Raw genomic sequence first — 19,299 nt, 5'->3', positions numbered from 1 at the left:
GGGAGCGGAGCCTTGGGGGCTAAATCAACAACAGCGATTTGATTAACAGTGATGTAATCAAATTCGCACTATTGTGAATTTCGATTTAGTAAGTAGGGACCGCCCGCGTACAATAGATCGGTTGTATCCTGCGACACGAGTTTTGATTGAACGTTACACCCTGCCCGAGATGGGCGAACTTTGGACCGACGAGTATAAATTCCAGACCTGGCTTCAGGTTGAAATCGCCGTCTGTGAAGCTCAAGCTGACCTGGGCCGAATTCCTCAGGAAGCGGTGGACGAAATCAAAGCCAAGGCCAAGTTTGACGTAGCACGCATTCTAGAAATTGAGGCTGAAGTCCGCCACGACGTAATTGCGTTCTTGACCAACGTCAATGAATATGTGGGCGATGCGGGGCGCTATATTCACTTGGGAATGACCAGCTCCGATGTGCTAGATACGGCGCTTTCTCTCCAGATCGTAGCGAGTCACAAGGTGATTTTGTCCCATGTGGAAAAACTGATTCAGGTGATTCGCACCAAGGCCCAGGACCATCGTAATACGGTGATGATTGGCCGCTCCCACGGGATCCACGCCGAACCCATGACCTTTGGCTTTAAGCTAGCGGGTTGGCTGGCAGAAGTGCTGCGCCACCGTGAGCGCCTGTGCCGCATCCATGATGAAATTGCGGTGGGCCAAATATCGGGTGCGGTGGGCACCTACGCCAATATTGATCCAGAAATTGAAGCGCTTACTTGCCAAAAGCTTGGCCTGAAGCCAGATACCGCATCCACCCAGGTGATTTCTAGGGATGTGCACGCTGAATTTATGACCACTCTGGCCGGGTTGGCGGCCTCAATTGAGCGGTTTGCGGTGGAAATTCGTAACCTACAGCGCACCGACGTGCTGGAAGTGGAAGAGTTTTTTGCCAAGGGCCAAAAGGGGTCTTCGGCCATGCCCCACAAGCGCAACCCGATTAAGTCTGAGCGGTTAACCGGACTGGCCCGCCTGATTCGTACCAATGCTTTGGCGGCTCTAGAAAATGTGGCCCTATGGCACGAGCGAGATATTTCCCATAGTTCTGTTGAACGGGTGATTTTCCCAGACAGCTGTATTCTGACCCACTTTATGTTGGTGGAGACGACTAAGCTAATTCAAAATCTGCAGGTTTACCCCGAGAACATGAAGCGTAATATGAACATGTACGGCGGGGTGGTGTTTAGTCAGCGGGTGCTGCTGTCCCTGGTGGAAAAGGGGATTGCTCGCGAGGATGCCTATGGCATTGTGCAACGCTGTGCCCATGAGGCTTGGAATGTTGAGGGCGGCGATTTTCAGGCGCTGATTTCTGCAGATGCCCAGGTGAAGGAAAATCTATCGCCTGAAGAAATTAAGGAGGCGTTTAACCCAGACTATCAGTTGAGAAATCTGGATAAGGTTTATCAGCGGTTGGGAATTTAAGCTGGGCCGCCGTTTGTTGTCAGGGAACATGCCCTTGTTTGGGGGCATCCCAAAGGGCATGCCCTTCGGCTGTTTCGACGGTGGACAAAAAACTGGATAAAAAAACAGGAAGGTGGCATCGCCATCTTCCTGTCATGCCTACTATATGCTCACTAGACGCTTGCTAGTAGTAGGTAGCTCCAACCATGTACCTACTACATACTCAGACTAGGACCAATCAACTTTGTTCCGTATCTTCGACGTAGTCAGCGTCTTCATAGTCTGTTGTTTCAGCATCCATCTCGTCTTTAAAACCGCGTAGGGTTTTACCCAGGGCACTCCCCAATTCTGGGATTTTTTTTGGCCCAAAAATTAAAACGGCGACGATGGCGATAATTCCGACTTCTGGCCAACCTAAACCGAACATGGCAACTTTCGATGAATATCTCAAATACTATACCGTAGCTAATTAAGACATCAGCGAAGGATACCGGAGTTCTTAACCCTGGGGGGAGCGATCGCACCCTCAGGACCAAAAGTTTTGAGGATACCTAATGGGGGGGACTGCAAGCTGTATTAGGATTGCAGTCCCGAGCTGGGATCTATAGACTACAGGCTGTAGCGTTGCTCTAGCCACGTGCGTAGCCCTTCTTCCGAAGCAAACATGTGGTCGGTGCCACCGATGGGATCATGCACGTGCCAAACGGTTCCCTGCTGGGTGGACTGAGTGCGAATTCGGAGCTGATCACCTTCGGTGAGAGCCTTGACCAGCCACTGCCCTGCCTGACGCAGCCAACGACCAGATACCGTTGTAAGCTTTTGGGCTGGGGTGGGTTGGCAGAGTTTTTCGAGTCGTAGACGCTGTACTTCGATGTCTTGAATGTCGGAGGGGAAGGTGTTCATGAGAACCTCCTCGAAGGTGTATCGATGGGTCAGATGGATGAGAACAGCGGATATCCCGATAAGCTTGCGGTTACATCACCTGACTAGCAACTAGCCTGTGGGGCAATTGCTATGGTTCCTAATCTACGGATGAAACTTTGGATCAACAAAGCATGGGATAGATGGGTTCTATCTATGAAACTAATAGTGTTTTATTGGCTACGCCGGGGGAGAATTAGGAATTAGGCAAGAGGGCATTCCGACCTCCGACTTTCGACCTCCGACGTTCTAGATGCCTCGCAAATCATTCGGCGTTGTGGGATTACCCTAAATCCACAATGGTCCCTGGGGAACGATCCGTTAAAATACTGGACGCCACTAGTCCGGAACGTTGTTTGATGAGAAAGCTGTATTTTCTGCTGCCAGGAACCACCCGTTCGTTTTATTGTGGTGGGTTGTTTGCGGAGCTGAATACGTTGGCGCTAGCTCAGCAGGTGTGTGATGCGGCGGTTGTCACCTACCGGCAGCGGGAAGACGACCATCTGTTTCTTGAGGATGTTTTACAAGAACCTGAGCTGAGTCGCTATATCTTTGTTGTTAGCTGGGGATTTGATGTGCCTAAGCTACTGAAAAAACTCTCTGGCTGCCATGTGATTTACCATGCCCATAGTTCGGGATATGGGTTCTCGCTGCCACCCCAGGTGCCGATTTTGTCGGTCAGTCGTAATACGATGGGATATTGGGGGGCGCGATCGCAAAATTCTCTCCTCTATTGGCTACCCAATCAGCTGCCAGCGACGGTGCAAAATCAAAATCTAGAACGAGATATTGACATTCTCGTCCAGGCTAGAAAATCTTCTGAATACGTTAGCCAACAGCTGGTGCCCGCACTCCAAAAGAGATTTAACGTAGTTGTCATCGACTCATTTGTCGATGACCTGATGGCATTGTTCAATCGCGCTAAAATCTACCTCTACGATTCCGCTGAATACTGGACCCAATATCGTTTGACCGAAGGGTTTGGCCTACCCCCCATGGAAGCCCTTGCCTGTGGCTGTCAGGTATTTTCCAGCGTGAACCACGCCCTGTCCGATTTCCTCGATCCTGGCGAAAACTGTTATAAGATCGCCGGTTATGCCACCGGATACGATGTGCAACGCATTGCAAATGTGTTAGCCCACTGGCAGCCCAGTAATTTATCCGATAGCTTTTTCGCCCCCTATAGAGAAGCTCAGCTAGTGCCCCGTTTAGGCTCAATCCTAGAAGAACTCAATCAGTTTTTTGACTATTGTCAGCAGCATCCCGCCGATATTCCGAGCCTGACACGGCAGCGACGGCTTTATCTCTTCTATAAGCGAGTGCGGTCAAAACTAGAAAAAATTAGAAAATAGCCCGCATCCTGTGGGAGGGGTGCATGCATCACCGCCCCCCTAGCCACATTTTTTCTGAGTCTTCTGCATCTGCTGCAACAGATACTCTGTTTTGCCTAAATTTGCATTCTGGTAAAGTCGCTCAAACTCTTGGGTAAAGTGTTGGGCTACGGTGGGATTGTCAATAATCAAAAGATTCTCATCATTGGTGTGGTTGGCAGCCTTACTCCAGTTATGGGAGCCAATGATGACCGTGCGATTATCCAAGACTGCAAACTTGTGGTGGAGTTTGTCGCCATCTGCGAGTTCTGGATAGCCCACCTCAGCAATGGCCTTACTCCAGGGGCGATTCTCTTTTTCATATTGACAACGACCGTCGGGTAGCGCTAGCCCCAACATATCCAAGGCCTCGCTGTGATAGCGATAAATAAAACTACGGTCAATCAAAGTACGCACCTGGAGCTTGGCATTCGCCTGGAGGGCATTGGCAACGCCCTGATCCGTAAACACAAATAGGGCTAGATCCGTCGATTGGGTCGCTTTACTCAGGGTGCTAGCGATCACTCCGTTGGTGGTTTGTTCCCAGGGCGTGTCTTTGCGGTGGGGAGAAAATTGAACGGTGACGTCACCCCCGGGCAACATTACCGTTTGGGTGGGTCGTATGGGTTTCGGTGAACCAAAGGCACTATTGTCTGCCCCGGCTGGCCCATCGCCCCACATCAGCTCAAATTCCTGACGGTAGGCTGTCGCCAGTGCCTCACTTTGGATGTTCAGCAGCGCATTGGCATTGCCAAGACTTTCTGGCACCAGCCAGTCTCCATGGATGCCCGAAAGTGTAAAGTTTGCGGTGCCGGTCAGCACTTGGCGATTGTCCACCACCACAAACTTGTGGTGCATTAAGCCGCTGCCCTTGCTGCCATCATCCGTATCATCGACGATGGGAATACCCGCCTGGCGCAACATGAAAACCGCATCTCTTTGGGCGGCTTCCCCCGAGGCAATCTGTCCATCTCCATTGAGATCCCCAAATGCCCATAAATTTTCCTGTTTTCCTCGACTGTAGCGGTCTTGGTCGGCTATCCCGCTCAGGTTTTTCTGGCTCCAGGGCTGGCTGTATTGATTTTCTAAAATCACTCTGACGATCACGCCCTCGTTGGCTTTATCGATCAGGGCTTGGGCGATGTCCGGTAGGTTCAGTTCCTGAACCGCTACATCAACAGACATGTTGGCCTGATGAATCGCATCAATCAGTATTTGTTCCAGGTTGTCACCAGTGCGCTGGTGCCCCCGGTAGGGATCCCTATAGCTATTGGTGTTTCTGTGGTTCAAGAAAACTTGAACATAGGGATCTTGCGGTAGCGTTTGGGTATTGTTCTGGTTTCTCCAGTTCCAGCCCACTAAGCCTAAGCTACTCAGCGCTAGTGTTAACAAACCCAGCGCCCGAAATCGATTTAGCATGCTCCCAATGATTTTCCGTAGACAGTTTCTAGTAAGCCCTGTCCCGCTGATGCATTAGCAAAATCAGTCGTTGGTTTCTCGTGCCTACCCCTGAAAAACCGTCTCCACTGATAGGATTAATAGCGTTATGCTGATTACAATTCAAAAGCGCTAGTTTGCTATGCCAACTCCCGAACTTTTTCTAGAGGCAACCAAATGGATGGGCTTCGCCACATTAGCCTTTGCGGCTTTGGCGGTGCTGGCGTTTTTGGCCAAGTGGGGGATTCGCTTCAGATTGGTGGGCACGACTGGATTTTGTGGTGTGCTCACTGCTGGGTTGTTTGGCCTCAGTTTTCAACCCCTGGTACCGACTACGATTGAAGGGGCGATTCCTTACACTACGGTGTTTGACTCCGGAGCCTCCCAGCTAGTGATTGCTGTTCCCGCCACTATTACTGAGGAGCAACTGGAAGCGACGCTCCAGCAGGCGGCTATTAATTCATTTAATCCCAGCCAGCTGGATGGTGCTGGGCAAGCGCCTCTGATTAGGGCCCGTACGATTGTTCATCGCGCACCGGCCATTTCTGATTTGCTGTATTTGGGCCAGGTTCAACCCGATGCCCAGGCTGAGTCGGGCTATCGCACTCAGCTATCTCGCGCTGCTTTAGCGAAGGCCCGAGCGGTGGCTGATAGTTAATAAAATCTGAATTTTTTGTTTGGCGTGCAGGCGATAAATCGTGTCACGTTTCGAAAAATTTCACTCACTATGGTTGCTTTAGTCAGACTTCAGCTGACTAGCTTCTGTTTCAATTTTGTTAATACGTTTTTCGAACTGTTGAGAATTCACAAGCTATGTCTACCTCATCCACATTAATGGTGGCGCCAGCCCAGGTAGTTCGCGGGTCTGGTATTTTATCCCAGGCAGCACCGCACATTGCCCGGTTAGGGGAGCGTCCCTTGCTAATTGGTGGAGATCGCACGTTGCAGGCGGCCAAACCATTTTTTGCGCAGATGCTCCAGGGGCTGAGTGCCGCTCAGGCTTCCTATAAAACTGATTGTTGTGAAACTGCCTTGATCTCTTTGCAACAGGCGGTGAAGGAACACCGGGCTGATGTGATTATTGGTGTAGGGGGTGGTAAAGCCCTGGACACAGCAAAATTGGTTGCCTATCAAACCCAGCTGCCGGTGGTGACTATCCCCACATCGGCGGCCACCTGTGCTGGGTGGACCGCCTTGTCCAATGTGTACTCGGAGCGTGGGGCCTTTCGCTACGATGTGGGCTTGCCCACTTGCCCAGAACTGTTGTTGCTAGATTATGACCTTGTGGCGACGGCACCTAAGCGCACTCTGGTGGCGGGCATTGGCGATGCCATTGCAAAGTGGTACGAAGCGTCCGTCAGCAGTGGTCATTCTGCCAAAACTTTAATTATTGGTGCGGTGCAGCAAGCGCGAGTCCTTCGAGATATTCTGTTTCAAAAATCTGCCGCGGCCTTAGACAACCCCGGCGGTGACGACTGGCGAGAAGTGGTAGACGCCTCTGTGCTGATGGCGGGGGTGATTGGTGGCATGGGTGGAGCCCAGTGCCGTACAGTGGCGGCCCATGCGGTACACAATGGTCTGACCCAAATTCCTGCTAGCCACAGTATGCTCCATGGTGAGAAAGTCGCCTATGGTATCTTGGTGCAACTGCGCCTAGAGGAAATGGAATCGAGCAATGAGCTAGCCGTGGCAGCACGGCAGCAGTTGTTACGGGTCTATGGCCAAATTGGTCTTCCAATGACCCTAGGCGATTTGGGGTTAGGGGAAATGTCTCTTTTGGATCTGCGGCAGGCGGCTGAGTTTGCCTGTCAGCCCAATTCAGATATTCATCATTTGCCTTTTGAGGTCAGTCCTCAGCAGGTAATGGCGGCGATGGTATCCACTACCGCGCCCTGTCGGCGAGAGCCATCCGTGGCCAAATTGTCTAAAGCCCAATCACCGTCACATCAGTCATGAGGAGGTAAGGCATGACCCCAGCTTGGATGAAGAAAGCACAGCGACTTGAGCAATTGCCTCCCTACGCCTTTGCTCGTTTGGATGAACTGAAGGCCAATGCCCGTGCCCAGGGGCTGGACTTGATTGATCTAGGCATGGGAAATCCGGGTGGCCCCACACCGGCCCCGGTGGTGGAAGCGGCCCAAAAGGCCCTGGCCGATCCTAACCACCATGGTTATCCTCCCTTTGAAGGGACGGCGAGTTTCCGCAATGCCATTACTGCCTGGTACCATCGCCGCTATGGTGTCAGCTTAGACCCGGAAGGCGAGGCGTTGCCTTTGTTGGGCTCTAAGGAAGGTTTGACGCACTTGGCCCTGGCCTATTTGGATCCGGGGGATACGGTGCTGGTGCCCACACCGTCTTACCCAGCCCATTTTCGGGGACCTGCGATCGCAAATGCCCAGATCCATCCCCTCATGCTAACGCCGGAAAATGACTGGCTGATCGACATTTCCACCATTCCCGAAGCCGTTGCCCGCAAGGCAAAGGTGTTGTACTTTAACTATCCCAACAACCCCACCGGTGCCACGGCCCCGCGCGCGTTCTTTGAGGAGATCGTGGCCTTTGCCAAGCACTACGAAATCATGCTGGTGCACGACCTGTGCTATGCCGAACTCGCCTTTGACGGCTATCAACCCACCAGTGTGCTGGAAATTCCAGGGGCAAAAGAGTTTAGCGTAGAGTTTCACACCCTTTCCAAAACCTACAATATGGCCGGTTGGCGTGTGGGCTTTGTGGTGGGCAACCGCCACGTTATCCAAGGGCTGCGCACCCTCAAAACTAATATGGACTACGGCATTTTCTCTGCGATTCAAACAGCAGCGGAAACAGCCTTGAATCTGCCGGATTCCTATTTAGAAGAGGTGTGCGATCGCTATAGCACGCGCCGAGACTTTCTCATTAAAGGCTTAGCCGAGCTGGGCTGGACCGTGCCCAAGACCAAGGCCACCATGTATCTGTGGGTGCCTTGCCCGCCGGAGATGACCGCCGCTGATTTTGCCCTGGATGTGTTGCAAAAAACCGGTGTTGTGGTCACCCCGGGTAGTGCCTTTGGCGAAGGTGGTGAAGGCTTTGTGCGGGTTAGTTTAATTGCAGAAGAAGCTCGGCTACAGGAAGCCATCCAGCGGCTTAAAGACGCAGGGGTGCGCTATCCGTCTTCTGTGACGGTCTAACCTTAGGGCGTTTTAGCCCCCGCCGCTGTCAAAATGGCTAGCTCATGATAATGGGCTAGCCGCAGTTGGATAGGGCCTAAATCTTGCACGCCGGTAAAATCAGTTTCTTTGATATTTGCCTCACTAAAATAGGCCTGATCCACCTGGCTATCAGTCAGGTTGGCCTTTTCTAAATTGGCATGGCCAAAATATGTTTCCGTCAGATTGGCGTGGGACAGATACGCGTGGTACAAATTCGTATCCGCGCAGTAGGCGTGGCTGAGATTAGCGCCAATCAAACAGCAGTGGCTGAGGTTGGCCCTGTAGAAATTTGTGTTGGCCAGATTTGCTTCAAAAAGATAGGCGTGGCTTAAATTCGCTTGGCTCAAATAGGCCCCTTGTAGATTAAACCCTGCTAAGTCAGCCCCTTGTAGGTCAGCCGCTCGCAGGTTGGGGCGTACCTCTGCATGGTCCTGTCGCCACCGATTCCACACCCTGACCCCGGTTTGCAAAATTTCGAGATGCTCTGGGTGGGCCATGATGCTACACATCGCTGAGGTTTATTGAGGTGCGCTGGGGATAGCAACTTATGTTAGGAAATGCAGGGAGTTCTGAACTCCTAATTTCGAACTCCTAATTCCTAATTCTGAACTCTCGCTTCCTGGAGAAACCGCCTATCTTATTTGGATATCCGCGCCGTCTTTGCCACCTATAGGTTAGACAGGACGGGGACCATAACGTTAGACCAGGTGGCCACTAGGAACGTCCCTGTGGCAATGATAGACAATAGCCCCGCTAAAACGTTGCCTAGCAACGAGCTGACCACAATAGCAAGGCTCACTTTTGTCCCCAGCTTGAAGCGGGCTGGTAAGGCCAGGTCACGGCGATGGAGCATTTCGCCGACAAACGCCCCTAGCATGGAGCCGAACAACAGGCCAAAAATTGGTCCACCGATGGGCAGGGCCGGGAGTAGGCCCAACAAGCCGAGCACCATGCCAATAATGGCTCCGGTTTGGCCCCAGTTGCTAGCGCCTACTTTTTTGGCCCCCATGTAGCCTGCCAGGTAATCAATGGCGGTGGTTAGGGCAAAAATGGCAATGGCAATCCCCAGGGCGATGATGACAGATTGGGTGAAACCTGCGATCGCGCCCCACATCGCAATGGCAATCACAATTAGCCCAATCCCTGGAAATGCAGGAATAAAGGCACCCACAATGCCAGCTGCCATCACAATAAGCAGGACCCAATAAAGAATAATCAGCCCTATAGCCATGTTTGCGTATCTAATTTTCAATGAGTACTAGCACCTGTACTCTAGCGGTCTAATGGTTGGCATGACAACGATTCTAATGTCGGAAATACCGTACCTACTGACTCAAGGCCCGTAGAAACTTTTGCACCTCGCCCAGCAGGCTTTTTTTCGGTTTAGGCGCACTACTCGTCTCGTCTTCCCCACCGCCATAAAGAATTCTGTCTAGCTCCTCACTCGATGGCCGTTCTGGCAGCTCAGCCTGCAGCTCATATTTTTCGCCCACATCCTGCCACACTTGCCAACTCCCCGGGTGTCGTCGCAAGACCGCCGCATCTTCCAAGGGTCGGTAGTAATAGCACGATGTCAACGTGCTCAAAAACCGCTCCCGCAGCTGACGTGCAGCATAGCCAATGCCCACAACGCTCACATCTTCTAAGGCGGGGTTCAAAATAATCACCGGGCGATCCTGGGCTTCATTGCACAGCTTTTCCACATCCTGCACTTCAACCGCCGATGGATTTACCACCAGGATGGCATCGTCGTCAGGGTCGATGGCCGCTTGGATTTCGTTAATGCCGCGAATCGTAAAGTCCGGCTCATTCCAGTCGCGCTTTGCCAGGGCGGCTGCCCCAGCATCGGGAAACAGCACCTTAAATTGATTGATCCCCAGATCCTCAAACAGCCCTAAGAACCGTTCTGCAATGGGCTGCTGCTTAAGTTCTGGGATTACCATTTCGACCTGCAAGCGGGTAACGCCATCTTCAATGGCTGCCTTGGTGGAGGCAATGGCTTGATCGATGGTTTCCTCAAGACTAGTAGGCAGGTCAGACATGGTTAGATTTTTCGCTTTCAACAATTAATCTTTTCTAATTATCTGACTTTTTAGGTAGTTTAATTGGTTGATTCTTGGGCAATGGGGGCAGAGGCCCACTAAATTTAAGGTTTGGCACCCCCAATATTGTCTGCGATCGCTGACCTAACCCTAGTCTCATAGTGAGGCAGCCGCAGAGAGCCATTGTTTAATGGGGTGATAGCTTCGGCTCAAAAGACCCTGGAAATATGTGGCGTTTACCTAACTCCGCTACCTGTTAGCCATTGGCAGGCAGCGCAAACGTCTCAAGCACGCTTGACCAGTGTAATCACCACGGCACGTCCTGTCGCTTAGCCAATAAAGATTGAAAGACCGGCAACGACGAGGCAAGAGATTATATTTTGGTTTGATCAGGACCCAGGATAGGGCAGCTTATGCGCGTTTATCCGAGTACGGAGGGGCTGGGCTCAAATTCCACATCTTCATAGAGTTCAGCTACGTCAACAGTCATATCAATACTCTGTAGGTGGATGCTATCCCCTACTTCATAGGTGCTCAAAACCCACTGGCCAGAAGCATTTCGCCGAAACACCTCAACCGCTACGATGTTCTGGCTCACTAAGACATATTCGTCTAAGCTTTCCAACGCTCGATAGTCACGAAATTTATCCCCACGGTCAAAGGCCTCGGTTGTGTCTGACAAAACTTCCACCACCAAACAGGGCGATTTTAGAAAGTCGTTTAAGCCACTTTCCTTTGGATTGCAGCTCACCACTATGTCTGGATAGTAGTAACTGTTCGTTTTCTCAATGCGAACCTTAGTATCTGAAATATAAGGGCGACATCCACGACCTCGCAGACCCACCCGTAGAATCGAAAATAAATTGCCAGCAATAATCACATGGTTGTTGCTGGCCCCTGCCATGGCATACATTTGGCCACTGCGATATTCATGTTTGAGCGAGCTCGTTCTCTCAAACGCCAAATACTCGGTAACCGTTAGATATTCTGGACTAGCAATCATGCCCACAGATCTCCTTATCCCAGGATGGGCTGCTATTATCTCCCTCTACAACTAAAGCCGGTGGCGGAGGGGGCATAGCCAAATCCATAGGACATTCCTTCGTTCAATTCTAGGGTAAAGAATTTTATTAGCTGGCCATCACGATGGAATACGTTATGCGACTCCTGCCGTGGTCCGTTGGCTTTCCATTACTCGGTCAATAATCTGTTTTAAGACCATGGCAGCCCAATCCACATCGGCTTGCGTGGTCTGATGTCCTAGGGTTAAGCGAATGCCTGTTTTTGCGGCAGCATCGCTAAAACCCATGGCTTTTAGGATAGGGCTGGGGGTAAGCTTGCCGCTGTGGCAGGCTGAACCTGCACTAATGCCGATCCCCGCTAGGTTTAGCTGACGTACCAGTGTTTTACCCGATACCTGATGTCCATCGGCATGGGGTAAATAGAAACTGACATGGTGGGGCAGCCGCTGTTGGGGATGCCCAGTCAGCACCAGGTCAGGATGGTGTTGTAGTTGTTCAATTAAGCGATCGCGCAGTCCCATTAATCGCTGGGATTCTGCTATCAGTTCTTGTTTAGCGAGTTCGGCCGCTATCCCAAACCCAGCAATGATGGGTACCGCCTGGGTGCCAGAACGCATCTGATTTTCCTGACCACCCCCATTAATTAAGGGTAATAATTCAGTTTTAGGCTTGATATATAGGGCTCCAGCCCCCTGGGGGCCATAGATCTTATGGCTAGAGATGGACAGTAAATCTACCCCCAATTGCCGCACGTCAAGGGGCAATCGACCTGCCCCTTGCACGGCATCGCAATGAAACAGTGGCTGCCACGGGCTCTGCCCGATCACCTTAGCCAGGTCGGCAATGGGTTGCACCGTGCCCACTTCGCTTTGGCCATAAATCACCGAGACAAGTACCGTGTCTTCCCGCAGGGCCGCGGCTAAATCTGTTGGACTCACCCGACCGTAACAGTCCACTGGCAAATAGGTGATGTCCCACCCCAGCTGCCCTAACCGTTCTAACGGTTTAAGCACGGCTGAATGTTCCACCGCCGAGGTAATAATGTGGCGCGGCTTACGATATTGCTGCGCCACCCCCATGATGGCCAGGTTGTTGGCTTCGGACCCGCTGGCGGTAAATACGATGCCATTGGCCGCAGCATCCATTAGATCCGCCACCTGCATCCGGGCAATTTCTAAGGTGGTGGCCGACCGACTGCCCCAGTCGTGCAAACTGGATGGATTACCCCAGGTGGCTTTCATCGCAGACTCCATGGTTGCGATCGCTTCTGGGCGTGTCGGTGTTGTAGCGCTGTAGTCTAAATAGATTTGCATAATTGCCCTATTCCCTGCGCCTATGGCCCTAGATCTCGTCGGGTTCCTTGCCAGATACCACCGGAGCGGTTTTACTCAATGCCAGTTTAGGATGTTCCCCTTCCACTTGCTGACAGTTCCACTCATTGCGGAATAGCAGCACCGGACGGCCATAACTATCCTTCACCGTAACCGTATTAAATAAACGACCTGCATCCTTTAAGGCGTCCCAGCCACCGGTCACCCAGCGAGCGACGCCGTAGGGCAACATTTCTAGCCTGGTGTCAACGTTGTACTCGTTGCGCAGACGAAACTGTACCACTTCAAACTGTAGCTGCCCCACGGCGGCCAAGATCGGATCGCGCTTAGATTCATCGGCGGAGTACATAATCTGTACCGCCCCTTCTTCGCGCAATTCTGTTACGCCCTTGCGAAACTGCTTGAATTTAGAAGGGTTGGGGTTCTTTAGATAGGCAAACAACTCAGGGGAGAAAAACGGAATGCCTTCGTATTCCAGCTTTTTGCCCTGGTAAATAGTGTCGCCAATGGCAAACACCCCTGGGTTATTGAGACCAATCACATCGCCTGGATAGGCGGCATCTAACGATTCACGCCCTTGCCCAAACAACTTTTGTGGATGGGACAGACGCACGTTCTTGCCAGACCGGGCATGGTTTACCACCATGTCTTTTTCGAACTTGCCCGAGCAAATGCGCACAAAGGCGACGCGATCGCGATGGCGGGGGTCCATGTTGGCCTGGAGTTTGAATACAAACCCCGAAAAGTCTTCTCGGGTGGGGGGCACCATCCCCACTGTACTTTCCCTAGGGCAGGGCTTGAGGGCAAAGTCCAAAAATGACTCTAAAAATAGCTCCACCCCAAAATTGGTCATGGCGCTACCAAAGAACACCGGCGTCATTTCACCACTGTGGACTAGGTCCAGCTCTAGTTCCGGTCCTAGCTCATCGAGCATTTCTAGTTCTTCTAGAAACTGACCGTACACCTCATCGTCATTGATCAGTTCTTCAATGCGGGGATCGCCCCATTCCAAGACCGTATCCTCAGCGGCCTTACTACCATGGGCTGACCGCTCAAATAGGTGCACTTGTTTTTTCTGGCGATCAAACACCCCCTTAAACCGATCTCCCATGCCAATCGGCCAGTTCACCGCATAGGTAAATAGCTCTAGCTCTTTTTCAATTTCATCTAATAGGGCCAGCGGTTCCTGGCCAGGCCGGTCTAACTTATTAAAGAAGGTGAAAATCGGCAGCCCCCGCATTTTACACACTTCAAACAGCTTGCGGGTCTGGGGTTCCAATCCCTTGGCTGCATCTTCTAGCATGACGGCATTATCCGCCGCTGCTAAGGTGCGATAGGTGTCTTCACTAAAGTCTTGGTGACCCGGTGTGTCCAGCAGATTGATCCGATAGTCGTTGTAGGTAAACTGCAGCACCGTCGAGGTAATGGAAATGCCCCGCTGTTGCTCTAGTTCCATCCAGTCAGAAACCGCATGGCGTTGGGCACGACGTGCTTTGACAGAACCTGCTTCATGAATGGCACCTCCATAGAGCAGTAGTTTTTCTGTCAGGGTGGTTTTACCCGCGTCCGGGTGGGAGATAATCGCAAAATTACGACGCTGCTCAACGGCGGCATCAAGATTTGCTGAAGACGATAGGGTGGTGGTCATGGAGCTGTTGAATGGTCAATGCGCATGGCACGAGCTCCAGACAAAACGCTGGAGTAACCCCTATTGTACTGTTCGGTGACGATAGGGTGAGCTATGCACCAAATGCATTTAGGGTTTGTTAAAAATTAAAATCATGGCCTTGTCACTTGAAATCATGGCTTAATCAGCCTTTCCAAACTAAGCCGTGAAGTCGTTTCTTAACAGCTCCTGAGTGTTGCTGGTTAACGGGTCTGCCCAACCACAGCACTCGGTCATGGTGCTGCACGATGCTAACTCAGCTCAGCACTACCAATCTGCGCCATAGTGCTCAACCACGTCTCCTTGCCGAGTGGTAATGGTAAGAGGTAAATCGGCTACGTTTTCTTGACGGGCAAACTGTACCACTTGCATGCCGCGAGCCTTGGGTTCGACCACCATCGCGTAGTGATCGTCTTGCCACTGCAGATCAACAACTTGGTAATTCATCAGCCAAGTTTCAGCCAAATCACCTGCATTGATGGCGTTACCTTCGTTTTCGCTATAGCAGCGATGCCATACATCATCAGCCACTGACCACAAACCCGATAGATTAACGGGCTCCATCCGGGCACTGAGACCATAGGTCGTAAAACTCAAGGCATCGTGGTGCCAAAAGTTCTGGGCAAATGCTTGAAATTCTTTATCGTTTACCAACTCGCCATAGCGTGCATCGGTGGTGAGTTGTTTTTGTTGCTGTTCTGTCGTGGGGCGTTGCCAGTCAGCGGCTTCACTACAGACTAAATACTCCAGCTCAGACTGTGGGGAGGCTGGGTTCTCGGATGAGGGGGCAGGCACCACAGCATCAGCAACATTGGCAAAGTTACTGGCAGCTTTTAGACCACCAATGAGGGAAACGAGCGTAAAGATTAAAAGCCCCTGTTTACCGATTCGCTTGAACTTAGATGCGCCCATAGCTGCTTCCAATACCCTCCTTAGAACTGTTGTGATATATGGGTTGCCCTGGCAATGAACCATTGCCAAAAAGCTTGATTGAATTATCCGAATCCCTTGCTTAGACTGGGATATCGATGAGTCACTGAACTGCCAGACCCAGCCGCTACTTCAAACTACTAACGAAACCAGCCAAAGCCGTAAACTTTAGGGTCGGTTTCCTTAAGCATTTCGAAAGAAGGGCTCTCGATGTCGGCACATGCTGTGGAATTTCATGGCTCTGGGTGAAAACCTACCGAGCCTAGACAGCATCCCCTGTACAGATGCCGCTGATTCCAGAAGAGCTACTAACGTTTGATAGACAACCCAACAATTGAGCTTGATTTACGGAGATTACTCAATTGACAGTTCACAATCTTGTTGTTGCGACAATCCTGATATCTACGGATATTTGTACTGAATTAGTTGTTCCTATTATGAGCTAACCGCAATGGAACCTGCAGTTACCGTGGGCCAGTTTTTAGAAAAGTTAATGACTGTCCAGGAACAACCCTATTCTTACGGAAAATGGAACGAATACATCAATCTTTTTTGTTGTTGAACAAAGTTAATGCAACTGGGGCTGATGATTCCAGGGAATAGTCGGCACTATATTTCCAGGGTGGGGCTGTTTTGGGGCTAACGGTGCTGGGGGCGATTTTGCCCCGAAGCCAAGCCATCGCTACGTTTTTTGTTGGCGCCGGGCCTGTTGTTGAGATGTGAGACTATTGCGCTCCCAGAAGTATCCGCCTGCATAGCCTTGAATGTTGGGATCGGTGTCCGCTAAGGCAAGGCGTTTTTCTGCGATGCAGGCGTAATCTTTGTCTAGTTCAATGCCGAGGTAGCGGCGATTTAGCTTTTTGGCGACCACTGACGTTGTTCCAGAGCCTAGAAACGGATCGAACACTAAGTCTTGGGGACGACTGCTGGCTAGGATGATTTTGGCAATTAGTTTTTCGGGTTTCTGGGTGGGGTGGTCAGTGTTTTCGGGCATGGACCAGAAGGGGATGGAGATGTCGGTCCATAGGTTAGATGGGTGGGTGATGCGGAATTTGCCGCTGTCGGTGGTTTGCCAGTCTTTGGGGTTGCCGTTGCGATCGCGATATGGAGCAATGACTCGACGTTTTAACTTGACCGCATCCACATCAAACCAATAGTCATCCGATAACGTGCCAAACCAAATATCTTCCGACGAATTCTTCCAATTATGTTTTGATCCCCGCCCCTTTTCACGCTCCCACGTAATCCGGCTGCGAATCGTAAAATACTTTGCAAAAACGCTGTACACCATCGGCGACGATTGCCAGTCGCAGCATATATAGGCAGATGCATTAGGCCGTAGCAGTCGAATGGTTTGGGATAGCCAACCATCTAGCCAGCTGGCATAGGCCTCCGGGGAGCGCCGGTTAAACGTTGACTGATTGAACACCTTAGATCGGTTATAGGGCGGATCAACCACCAATAAATCCACAAAATGGTCCGGCAAAAGTGGCAATGCAACAAACGTGTCCTGGCAGAGCGTAATATTTTGCATCGCCTGATGTGAGGCCGGTGCATCTAGATGAACTAACTGTCTGCCATAGGTCTGACGATCGTCATCATTCAGCACTAGGGTGCGATTATTCGGTGCTCGTTGCTTGTCACCGTCCATCCGTCTGCCACGTACATCTACAGCAGCATAGCAAGCCAATTACGGTTCCATGGGGTGGAATCCGATCCAAATCGAATCTGGACAGATGTTCGGTAGACGTAGGTAAAGCGATTAGTATGGAACAATACCTCGGTTAATTGATTTCCTTCTCCCCATGTTTGAAGCCCTTTCAGAACGATTTGAATCCGCCTGGAAAACCCTGCGCGGCCAAGATAAAATCTCTGATGCCAATATTAAAGAGGCGCTTCGGGAAGTTAGACGTGCGTTGCTAGAAGCTGATGTCAGCTTAAACGTCGTCAAAGATTTTGTTGCCGATGTGCAAGAAAAAGCCCAAGGGGCCGAGGTCGTTGCCGGCGTTGCCCCCGATCAGCAATTTATCAAAATTGTCTACGACGAGTTAGTGGCCCTAATGGGGGATGCCAATGAGCCATTGGCAGATGCCGATAGTAAGCCAACTGTTGTGCTGATGGCTGGTTTACAAGGTACCGGTAAAACCACAGCATCTGCTAAATTAGCCCTCCATCTGCGCAAACAAGAACGTTCTGCCATGCTGGTGGCCACCGACGTTTATCGTCCAGCAGCGGTAGATCAGCTAATTACCCTAGGTAAGCAAATTGATGTGCCGGTGTTCGAAATGGGCACCGACGCCAATCCCGTTGATATTGCTAAAGCCGGTATTGCTAAGGCTAAAGCAGATGGCATTGACACGGTCATCGTGGATACTGCTGGTCGATTGCAGATTGACCAGGACATGATGGTCGAGTTGGAAAATGTTAAAACGGCCATCTCCCCCAACGAAGTTTTGTTGGTGGTGGATGCCATGACTGGCCAAGAAGCGGCCACATTAACCCAGACATTTCATGACCAGATTGGCATCACCGGTGCCATCCTCACCAAAATGGATGGCGACGCCCGTGGTGGTGCCGCCCTCTCAATTCGTCAAATCTCTGGCAAGCCCATTAAGTTTATCGGCGTCGGCGAAAAGGTAGAAGCCCTACAGCCCTTCTATCCTGACCGCATGGCCTCCCGCATTTTGGGCATGGGCGATGTGCTCACCCTGGTAGAAAAAGCCCAAGAAGAAGTCGACATTGCCGATGCCGAACAGCTACAGGCCAAAATCTTAGAAGCTCGGTTTGATTTCAACGACTTCCTGAAGCAGACCCGGCTAATGAAAAATATGGGGTCATTAACCGGCATCATGAAACTGATTCCCGGTATGTCCAACAAGCTATCGGCCGATCAGCTACAGCAGGGAGAAAAACAGCTGCGCCGTTGTGAAGCCATGATTAGCTCCATGACGAAGCAGGAACGAGAAGATCCTGATCTGTTGGCCAATTCCCCCAGTCGCCGTCGTCGGATTGCCAGAGGTGCCGGCTATGGCGATAAAGATGTCAGTAAATTAGTCAGCGATTTTCAGAAAATGCGTTCCATGATGCAGCAAATGGGACAAGGCGGCATGCCAGGTATGGGCGGCATGCCAGGAATGGGTGGTTTTCCCGGAATGGGCGGCATGCCCGGAATGGGCGGCATGCCCGGTATGGGTGGCGGTGGTCCCCGTCCAGGATTTCGTGGTTACAACACAGGTTCGAAAAAGAATAAGAAAAAGAATAAAAAAAAGAAAGGGTTTGGCACCCTTTAATCGCTCTGCAGAATCAAACGTATACGGATTGGGCTGGACTGGGCACGCTAATCAACATAAGTTGAAGTTGTGGCTATCGACTAAATGTATGGGAAAGCATATGGGACTGAAGCGATTGGCGTTTAGTTTAGGCTTGCCGTGGTGTTTGCTATGTGGCCCAAGCTACGCATTGCCAGGGCAGTCTGTGGATGATGCCAAAACCTGGATGCAGGGCCATCCTACGTTACAGGCAGATCGCCAGGAAGGCCTGCGGGTTCATCGAGTAGATGTGCCGTCGCGTCGCTTTACATTTCAAGCGAGTGTGTTTCCCATTGGCGGGTTTCAAGCCTCCGGTGGCAACGGCGTTTGGCCCAATCAGCGTGCCAATATCAACGTTGTTCGTCGTGAGGAGTTTATTCTGGTTGATTATGATGAACCCGTCACCCTAGAACGATTAGAAGAATCGCTACGAACGATTTATGGGGCGGATATTTATGCCGATTATCGTCGAGCCGAGCGTCTCAATAGCTATGGCATTGCGCCATTCTCCACCGAGGGAGATGTGCGTTTAGGCAATCTTTATGCCTACTGGCTAGAGATTACGGCCGATGATAGCGGTGCCCCTGCCATTGGTAAATTCAATGTTGTTTTGCCAGAGGATGTGGATCGTTTGCAAGCCTATTTGCAACGGTGAAGTTGGGCTAGG

At 51.2% G+C, this 19,299-nt stretch carries 18 protein-coding genes; 7 read left to right on the top strand and 11 right to left on the bottom strand.

What is annotated here, in order from left to right; translation table 11 throughout:
* Positions 1-142: 142 nt before the first annotated feature.
* A complete protein-coding gene (purB, locus tag IXB28_RS13055) occupies positions 143-1,438 on the top strand; it encodes an adenylosuccinate lyase (RefSeq protein WP_215619029.1) in 1,296 nt (431 codons plus the stop codon).
* Positions 1,439-1,655: 217 nt separating this feature from the next.
* On the opposite strand, the gene tatA is transcribed toward purB, so the two are convergent.
* Together tatA and IXB28_RS13045 are read right to left on the bottom strand one after the other, a co-directional pair.
* A complete protein-coding gene (tatA, locus tag IXB28_RS13050; RefSeq protein WP_215619088.1) occupies positions 1,656-1,844 on the bottom strand; it encodes a twin-arginine translocase TatA/TatE family subunit in 189 nt (62 codons plus the stop codon).
* 182 nt (positions 1,845-2,026) lie between these two features.
* Positions 2,027-2,320: a hypothetical protein gene (locus tag IXB28_RS13045; protein ID WP_215619028.1), complete on the bottom strand. Its 294-nt coding sequence runs from the start codon at positions 2,318-2,320 to the stop codon at positions 2,027-2,029.
* Between the two features lie 377 nt (positions 2,321-2,697).
* Here IXB28_RS13045 and IXB28_RS13040 point away from each other — a divergent pair, with 377 nt between their 5' ends.
* Positions 2,698-3,690 (top strand): glycosyltransferase, encoded by a 993-nt coding sequence (locus tag IXB28_RS13040; protein WP_215619027.1) that lies wholly within the window; start codon positions 2,698-2,700, stop codon positions 3,688-3,690.
* Positions 3,691-3,729: 39 nt separating this feature from the next.
* Here the strand turns inward: IXB28_RS13040 and IXB28_RS13035 are convergent, their stop codons facing one another.
* Positions 3,730-5,127 carry a phospholipase D-like domain-containing protein gene (locus IXB28_RS13035; RefSeq protein WP_215619026.1) on the bottom strand — a complete coding sequence of 466 codons (1,398 nt, stop codon included), beginning with the start codon at positions 5,125-5,127 and terminating at the stop codon, positions 3,730-3,732.
* 160 nt (positions 5,128-5,287) lie between these two features.
* Here IXB28_RS13035 and IXB28_RS13030 point away from each other — a divergent pair, with 160 nt between their 5' ends.
* From IXB28_RS13030 to IXB28_RS13020, 3 genes are all read left to right on the top strand, one after another.
* On the top strand, positions 5,288-5,803 hold the full coding sequence (locus IXB28_RS13030) for a Ycf51 family protein (RefSeq protein WP_215619025.1): 516 nt from the start codon (positions 5,288-5,290) through the stop codon (positions 5,801-5,803).
* Positions 5,804-5,958: 155 nt separating this feature from the next.
* Positions 5,959-7,101: an iron-containing alcohol dehydrogenase family protein gene (locus IXB28_RS13025; RefSeq protein WP_215619024.1), complete on the top strand. Its 1,143-nt coding sequence runs from the start codon at positions 5,959-5,961 to the stop codon at positions 7,099-7,101.
* Between the two features lie 11 nt (positions 7,102-7,112).
* Positions 7,113-8,312, top strand: a complete 1,200-nt coding sequence (locus IXB28_RS13020) for an aspartate aminotransferase (protein ID WP_215619023.1) — start codon at positions 7,113-7,115, stop codon at positions 8,310-8,312.
* 2 nt (positions 8,313-8,314) lie between these two features.
* Here the strand turns inward: IXB28_RS13020 and IXB28_RS13015 are convergent, their stop codons facing one another.
* The 8 genes from IXB28_RS13015 to IXB28_RS12980 all read right to left on the bottom strand — a co-directional run bounded on the left by IXB28_RS13015 (position 8,315) and on the right by IXB28_RS12980 (position 16,975).
* Entirely contained in the window at positions 8,315-8,830 is a 516-nt protein-coding gene (locus IXB28_RS13015) for a pentapeptide repeat-containing protein (RefSeq protein WP_215619022.1), read from the bottom strand.
* A 170-nt stretch (positions 8,831-9,000) separates the two neighbouring features.
* Positions 9,001-9,519, bottom strand: a complete 519-nt coding sequence (locus IXB28_RS13010) for a DUF456 domain-containing protein (RefSeq protein WP_215619021.1) — start codon at positions 9,517-9,519, stop codon at positions 9,001-9,003.
* A gap of 139 nt (positions 9,520-9,658) precedes the next feature.
* Positions 9,659-10,375, bottom strand: a complete 717-nt coding sequence (locus tag IXB28_RS13005; RefSeq protein WP_215619020.1) for a DUF1995 family protein — start codon at positions 10,373-10,375, stop codon at positions 9,659-9,661.
* A 421-nt stretch (positions 10,376-10,796) separates the two neighbouring features.
* Entirely contained in the window at positions 10,797-11,378 is a 582-nt protein-coding gene (locus tag IXB28_RS13000; protein ID WP_215619019.1) for a Uma2 family endonuclease, read from the bottom strand.
* A gap of 153 nt (positions 11,379-11,531) precedes the next feature.
* Positions 11,532-12,710: a cysteine desulfurase family protein gene (locus IXB28_RS12995; protein WP_215619018.1), complete on the bottom strand. Its 1,179-nt coding sequence runs from the start codon at positions 12,708-12,710 to the stop codon at positions 11,532-11,534.
* A gap of 28 nt (positions 12,711-12,738) precedes the next feature.
* On the bottom strand, positions 12,739-14,376 hold the full coding sequence (locus IXB28_RS12990; protein WP_215619017.1) for a peptide chain release factor 3: 1,638 nt from the start codon (positions 14,374-14,376) through the stop codon (positions 12,739-12,741).
* 285 nt (positions 14,377-14,661) lie between these two features.
* Complete coding sequence (locus IXB28_RS12985) at positions 14,662-15,306, bottom strand: hypothetical protein (RefSeq protein ID WP_215619016.1); 645 nt, start codon at positions 15,304-15,306, stop codon at positions 14,662-14,664.
* 700 nt (positions 15,307-16,006) lie between these two features.
* Positions 16,007-16,975 carry a DNA-methyltransferase gene (locus IXB28_RS12980; RefSeq protein ID WP_215619015.1) on the bottom strand — a complete coding sequence of 323 codons (969 nt, stop codon included), beginning with the start codon at positions 16,973-16,975 and terminating at the stop codon, positions 16,007-16,009.
* A gap of 154 nt (positions 16,976-17,129) precedes the next feature.
* Between IXB28_RS12980 and ffh the strand changes: the two genes are divergently transcribed.
* Positions 17,130-18,614 (top strand): signal recognition particle protein, encoded by a 1,485-nt coding sequence (ffh, locus tag IXB28_RS12975; protein ID WP_215619014.1) that lies wholly within the window; start codon positions 17,130-17,132, stop codon positions 18,612-18,614.
* A 100-nt stretch (positions 18,615-18,714) separates the two neighbouring features.
* Complete coding sequence (locus IXB28_RS12970; RefSeq protein WP_215619013.1) at positions 18,715-19,287, top strand: hypothetical protein; 573 nt, start codon at positions 18,715-18,717, stop codon at positions 19,285-19,287.
* Positions 19,288-19,299: the final 12 nt, after the last annotated feature.

Origin of the sequence: Leptothoe kymatousa TAU-MAC 1615, from assembly GCF_018739865.1 — a bacterium.
GTDB lineage: Bacteria > Cyanobacteriota > Cyanobacteriia > Phormidesmidales > Phormidesmidaceae > Leptothoe > Leptothoe kymatousa.
The sequence above is the reverse complement of the archived record's forward strand: the minus strand, read 5'-3'. Positions and strand labels throughout refer to the sequence as shown.

Bases quoted from the DNA above. Each gene is read 5' to 3' on its own strand.
- IXB28_RS12980 (WP_215619015.1), bottom strand. From the start codon at position 16,975: ATGGACGGTGACAAGCAACGAGCACCGAATAATCGCACCCTAGTGCTG.
- IXB28_RS13000 (WP_215619019.1), bottom strand. From the start codon at position 11,378: ATGATTGCTAGTCCAGAATATCTAACGGTTACCGAGTATTTGGCGTTT.
- IXB28_RS13015 (WP_215619022.1), bottom strand. From the start codon at position 8,830: ATGGCCCACCCAGAGCATCTCGAAATTTTGCAAACCGGGGTCAGGGTG.
- IXB28_RS13005 (WP_215619020.1), bottom strand. From the start codon at position 10,375: ATGTCTGACCTGCCTACTAGTCTTGAGGAAACCATCGATCAAGCCATT.
- IXB28_RS13020 (WP_215619023.1), top strand. From the start codon at position 7,113: ATGACCCCAGCTTGGATGAAGAAAGCACAGCGACTTGAGCAATTGCCT.
- IXB28_RS12985 (WP_215619016.1), bottom strand. From the start codon at position 15,306: ATGGGCGCATCTAAGTTCAAGCGAATCGGTAAACAGGGGCTTTTAATC.
- IXB28_RS13040 (WP_215619027.1), top strand. From the start codon at position 2,698: ATGAGAAAGCTGTATTTTCTGCTGCCAGGAACCACCCGTTCGTTTTAT.
- IXB28_RS12995 (WP_215619018.1), bottom strand. From the start codon at position 12,710: ATGCAAATCTATTTAGACTACAGCGCTACAACACCGACACGCCCAGAA.
- tatA (WP_215619088.1), bottom strand. From the start codon at position 1,844: ATGTTCGGTTTAGGTTGGCCAGAAGTCGGAATTATCGCCATCGTCGCC.
- IXB28_RS13045 (WP_215619028.1), bottom strand. From the start codon at position 2,320: ATGAACACCTTCCCCTCCGACATTCAAGACATCGAAGTACAGCGTCTA.
- IXB28_RS12990 (WP_215619017.1), bottom strand. From the start codon at position 14,376: ATGACCACCACCCTATCGTCTTCAGCAAATCTTGATGCCGCCGTTGAG.
- IXB28_RS13025 (WP_215619024.1), top strand. From the start codon at position 5,959: ATGTCTACCTCATCCACATTAATGGTGGCGCCAGCCCAGGTAGTTCGC.
- IXB28_RS13010 (WP_215619021.1), bottom strand. From the start codon at position 9,519: ATGGCAGCTGGCATTGTGGGTGCCTTTATTCCTGCATTTCCAGGGATT.
- IXB28_RS12970 (WP_215619013.1), top strand. From the start codon at position 18,715: ATGGGACTGAAGCGATTGGCGTTTAGTTTAGGCTTGCCGTGGTGTTTG.
- IXB28_RS13035 (WP_215619026.1), bottom strand. From the start codon at position 5,127: ATGCTAAATCGATTTCGGGCGCTGGGTTTGTTAACACTAGCGCTGAGT.
- IXB28_RS13030 (WP_215619025.1), top strand. From the start codon at position 5,288: ATGCCAACTCCCGAACTTTTTCTAGAGGCAACCAAATGGATGGGCTTC.
- ffh (WP_215619014.1), top strand. From the start codon at position 17,130: ATGTTTGAAGCCCTTTCAGAACGATTTGAATCCGCCTGGAAAACCCTG.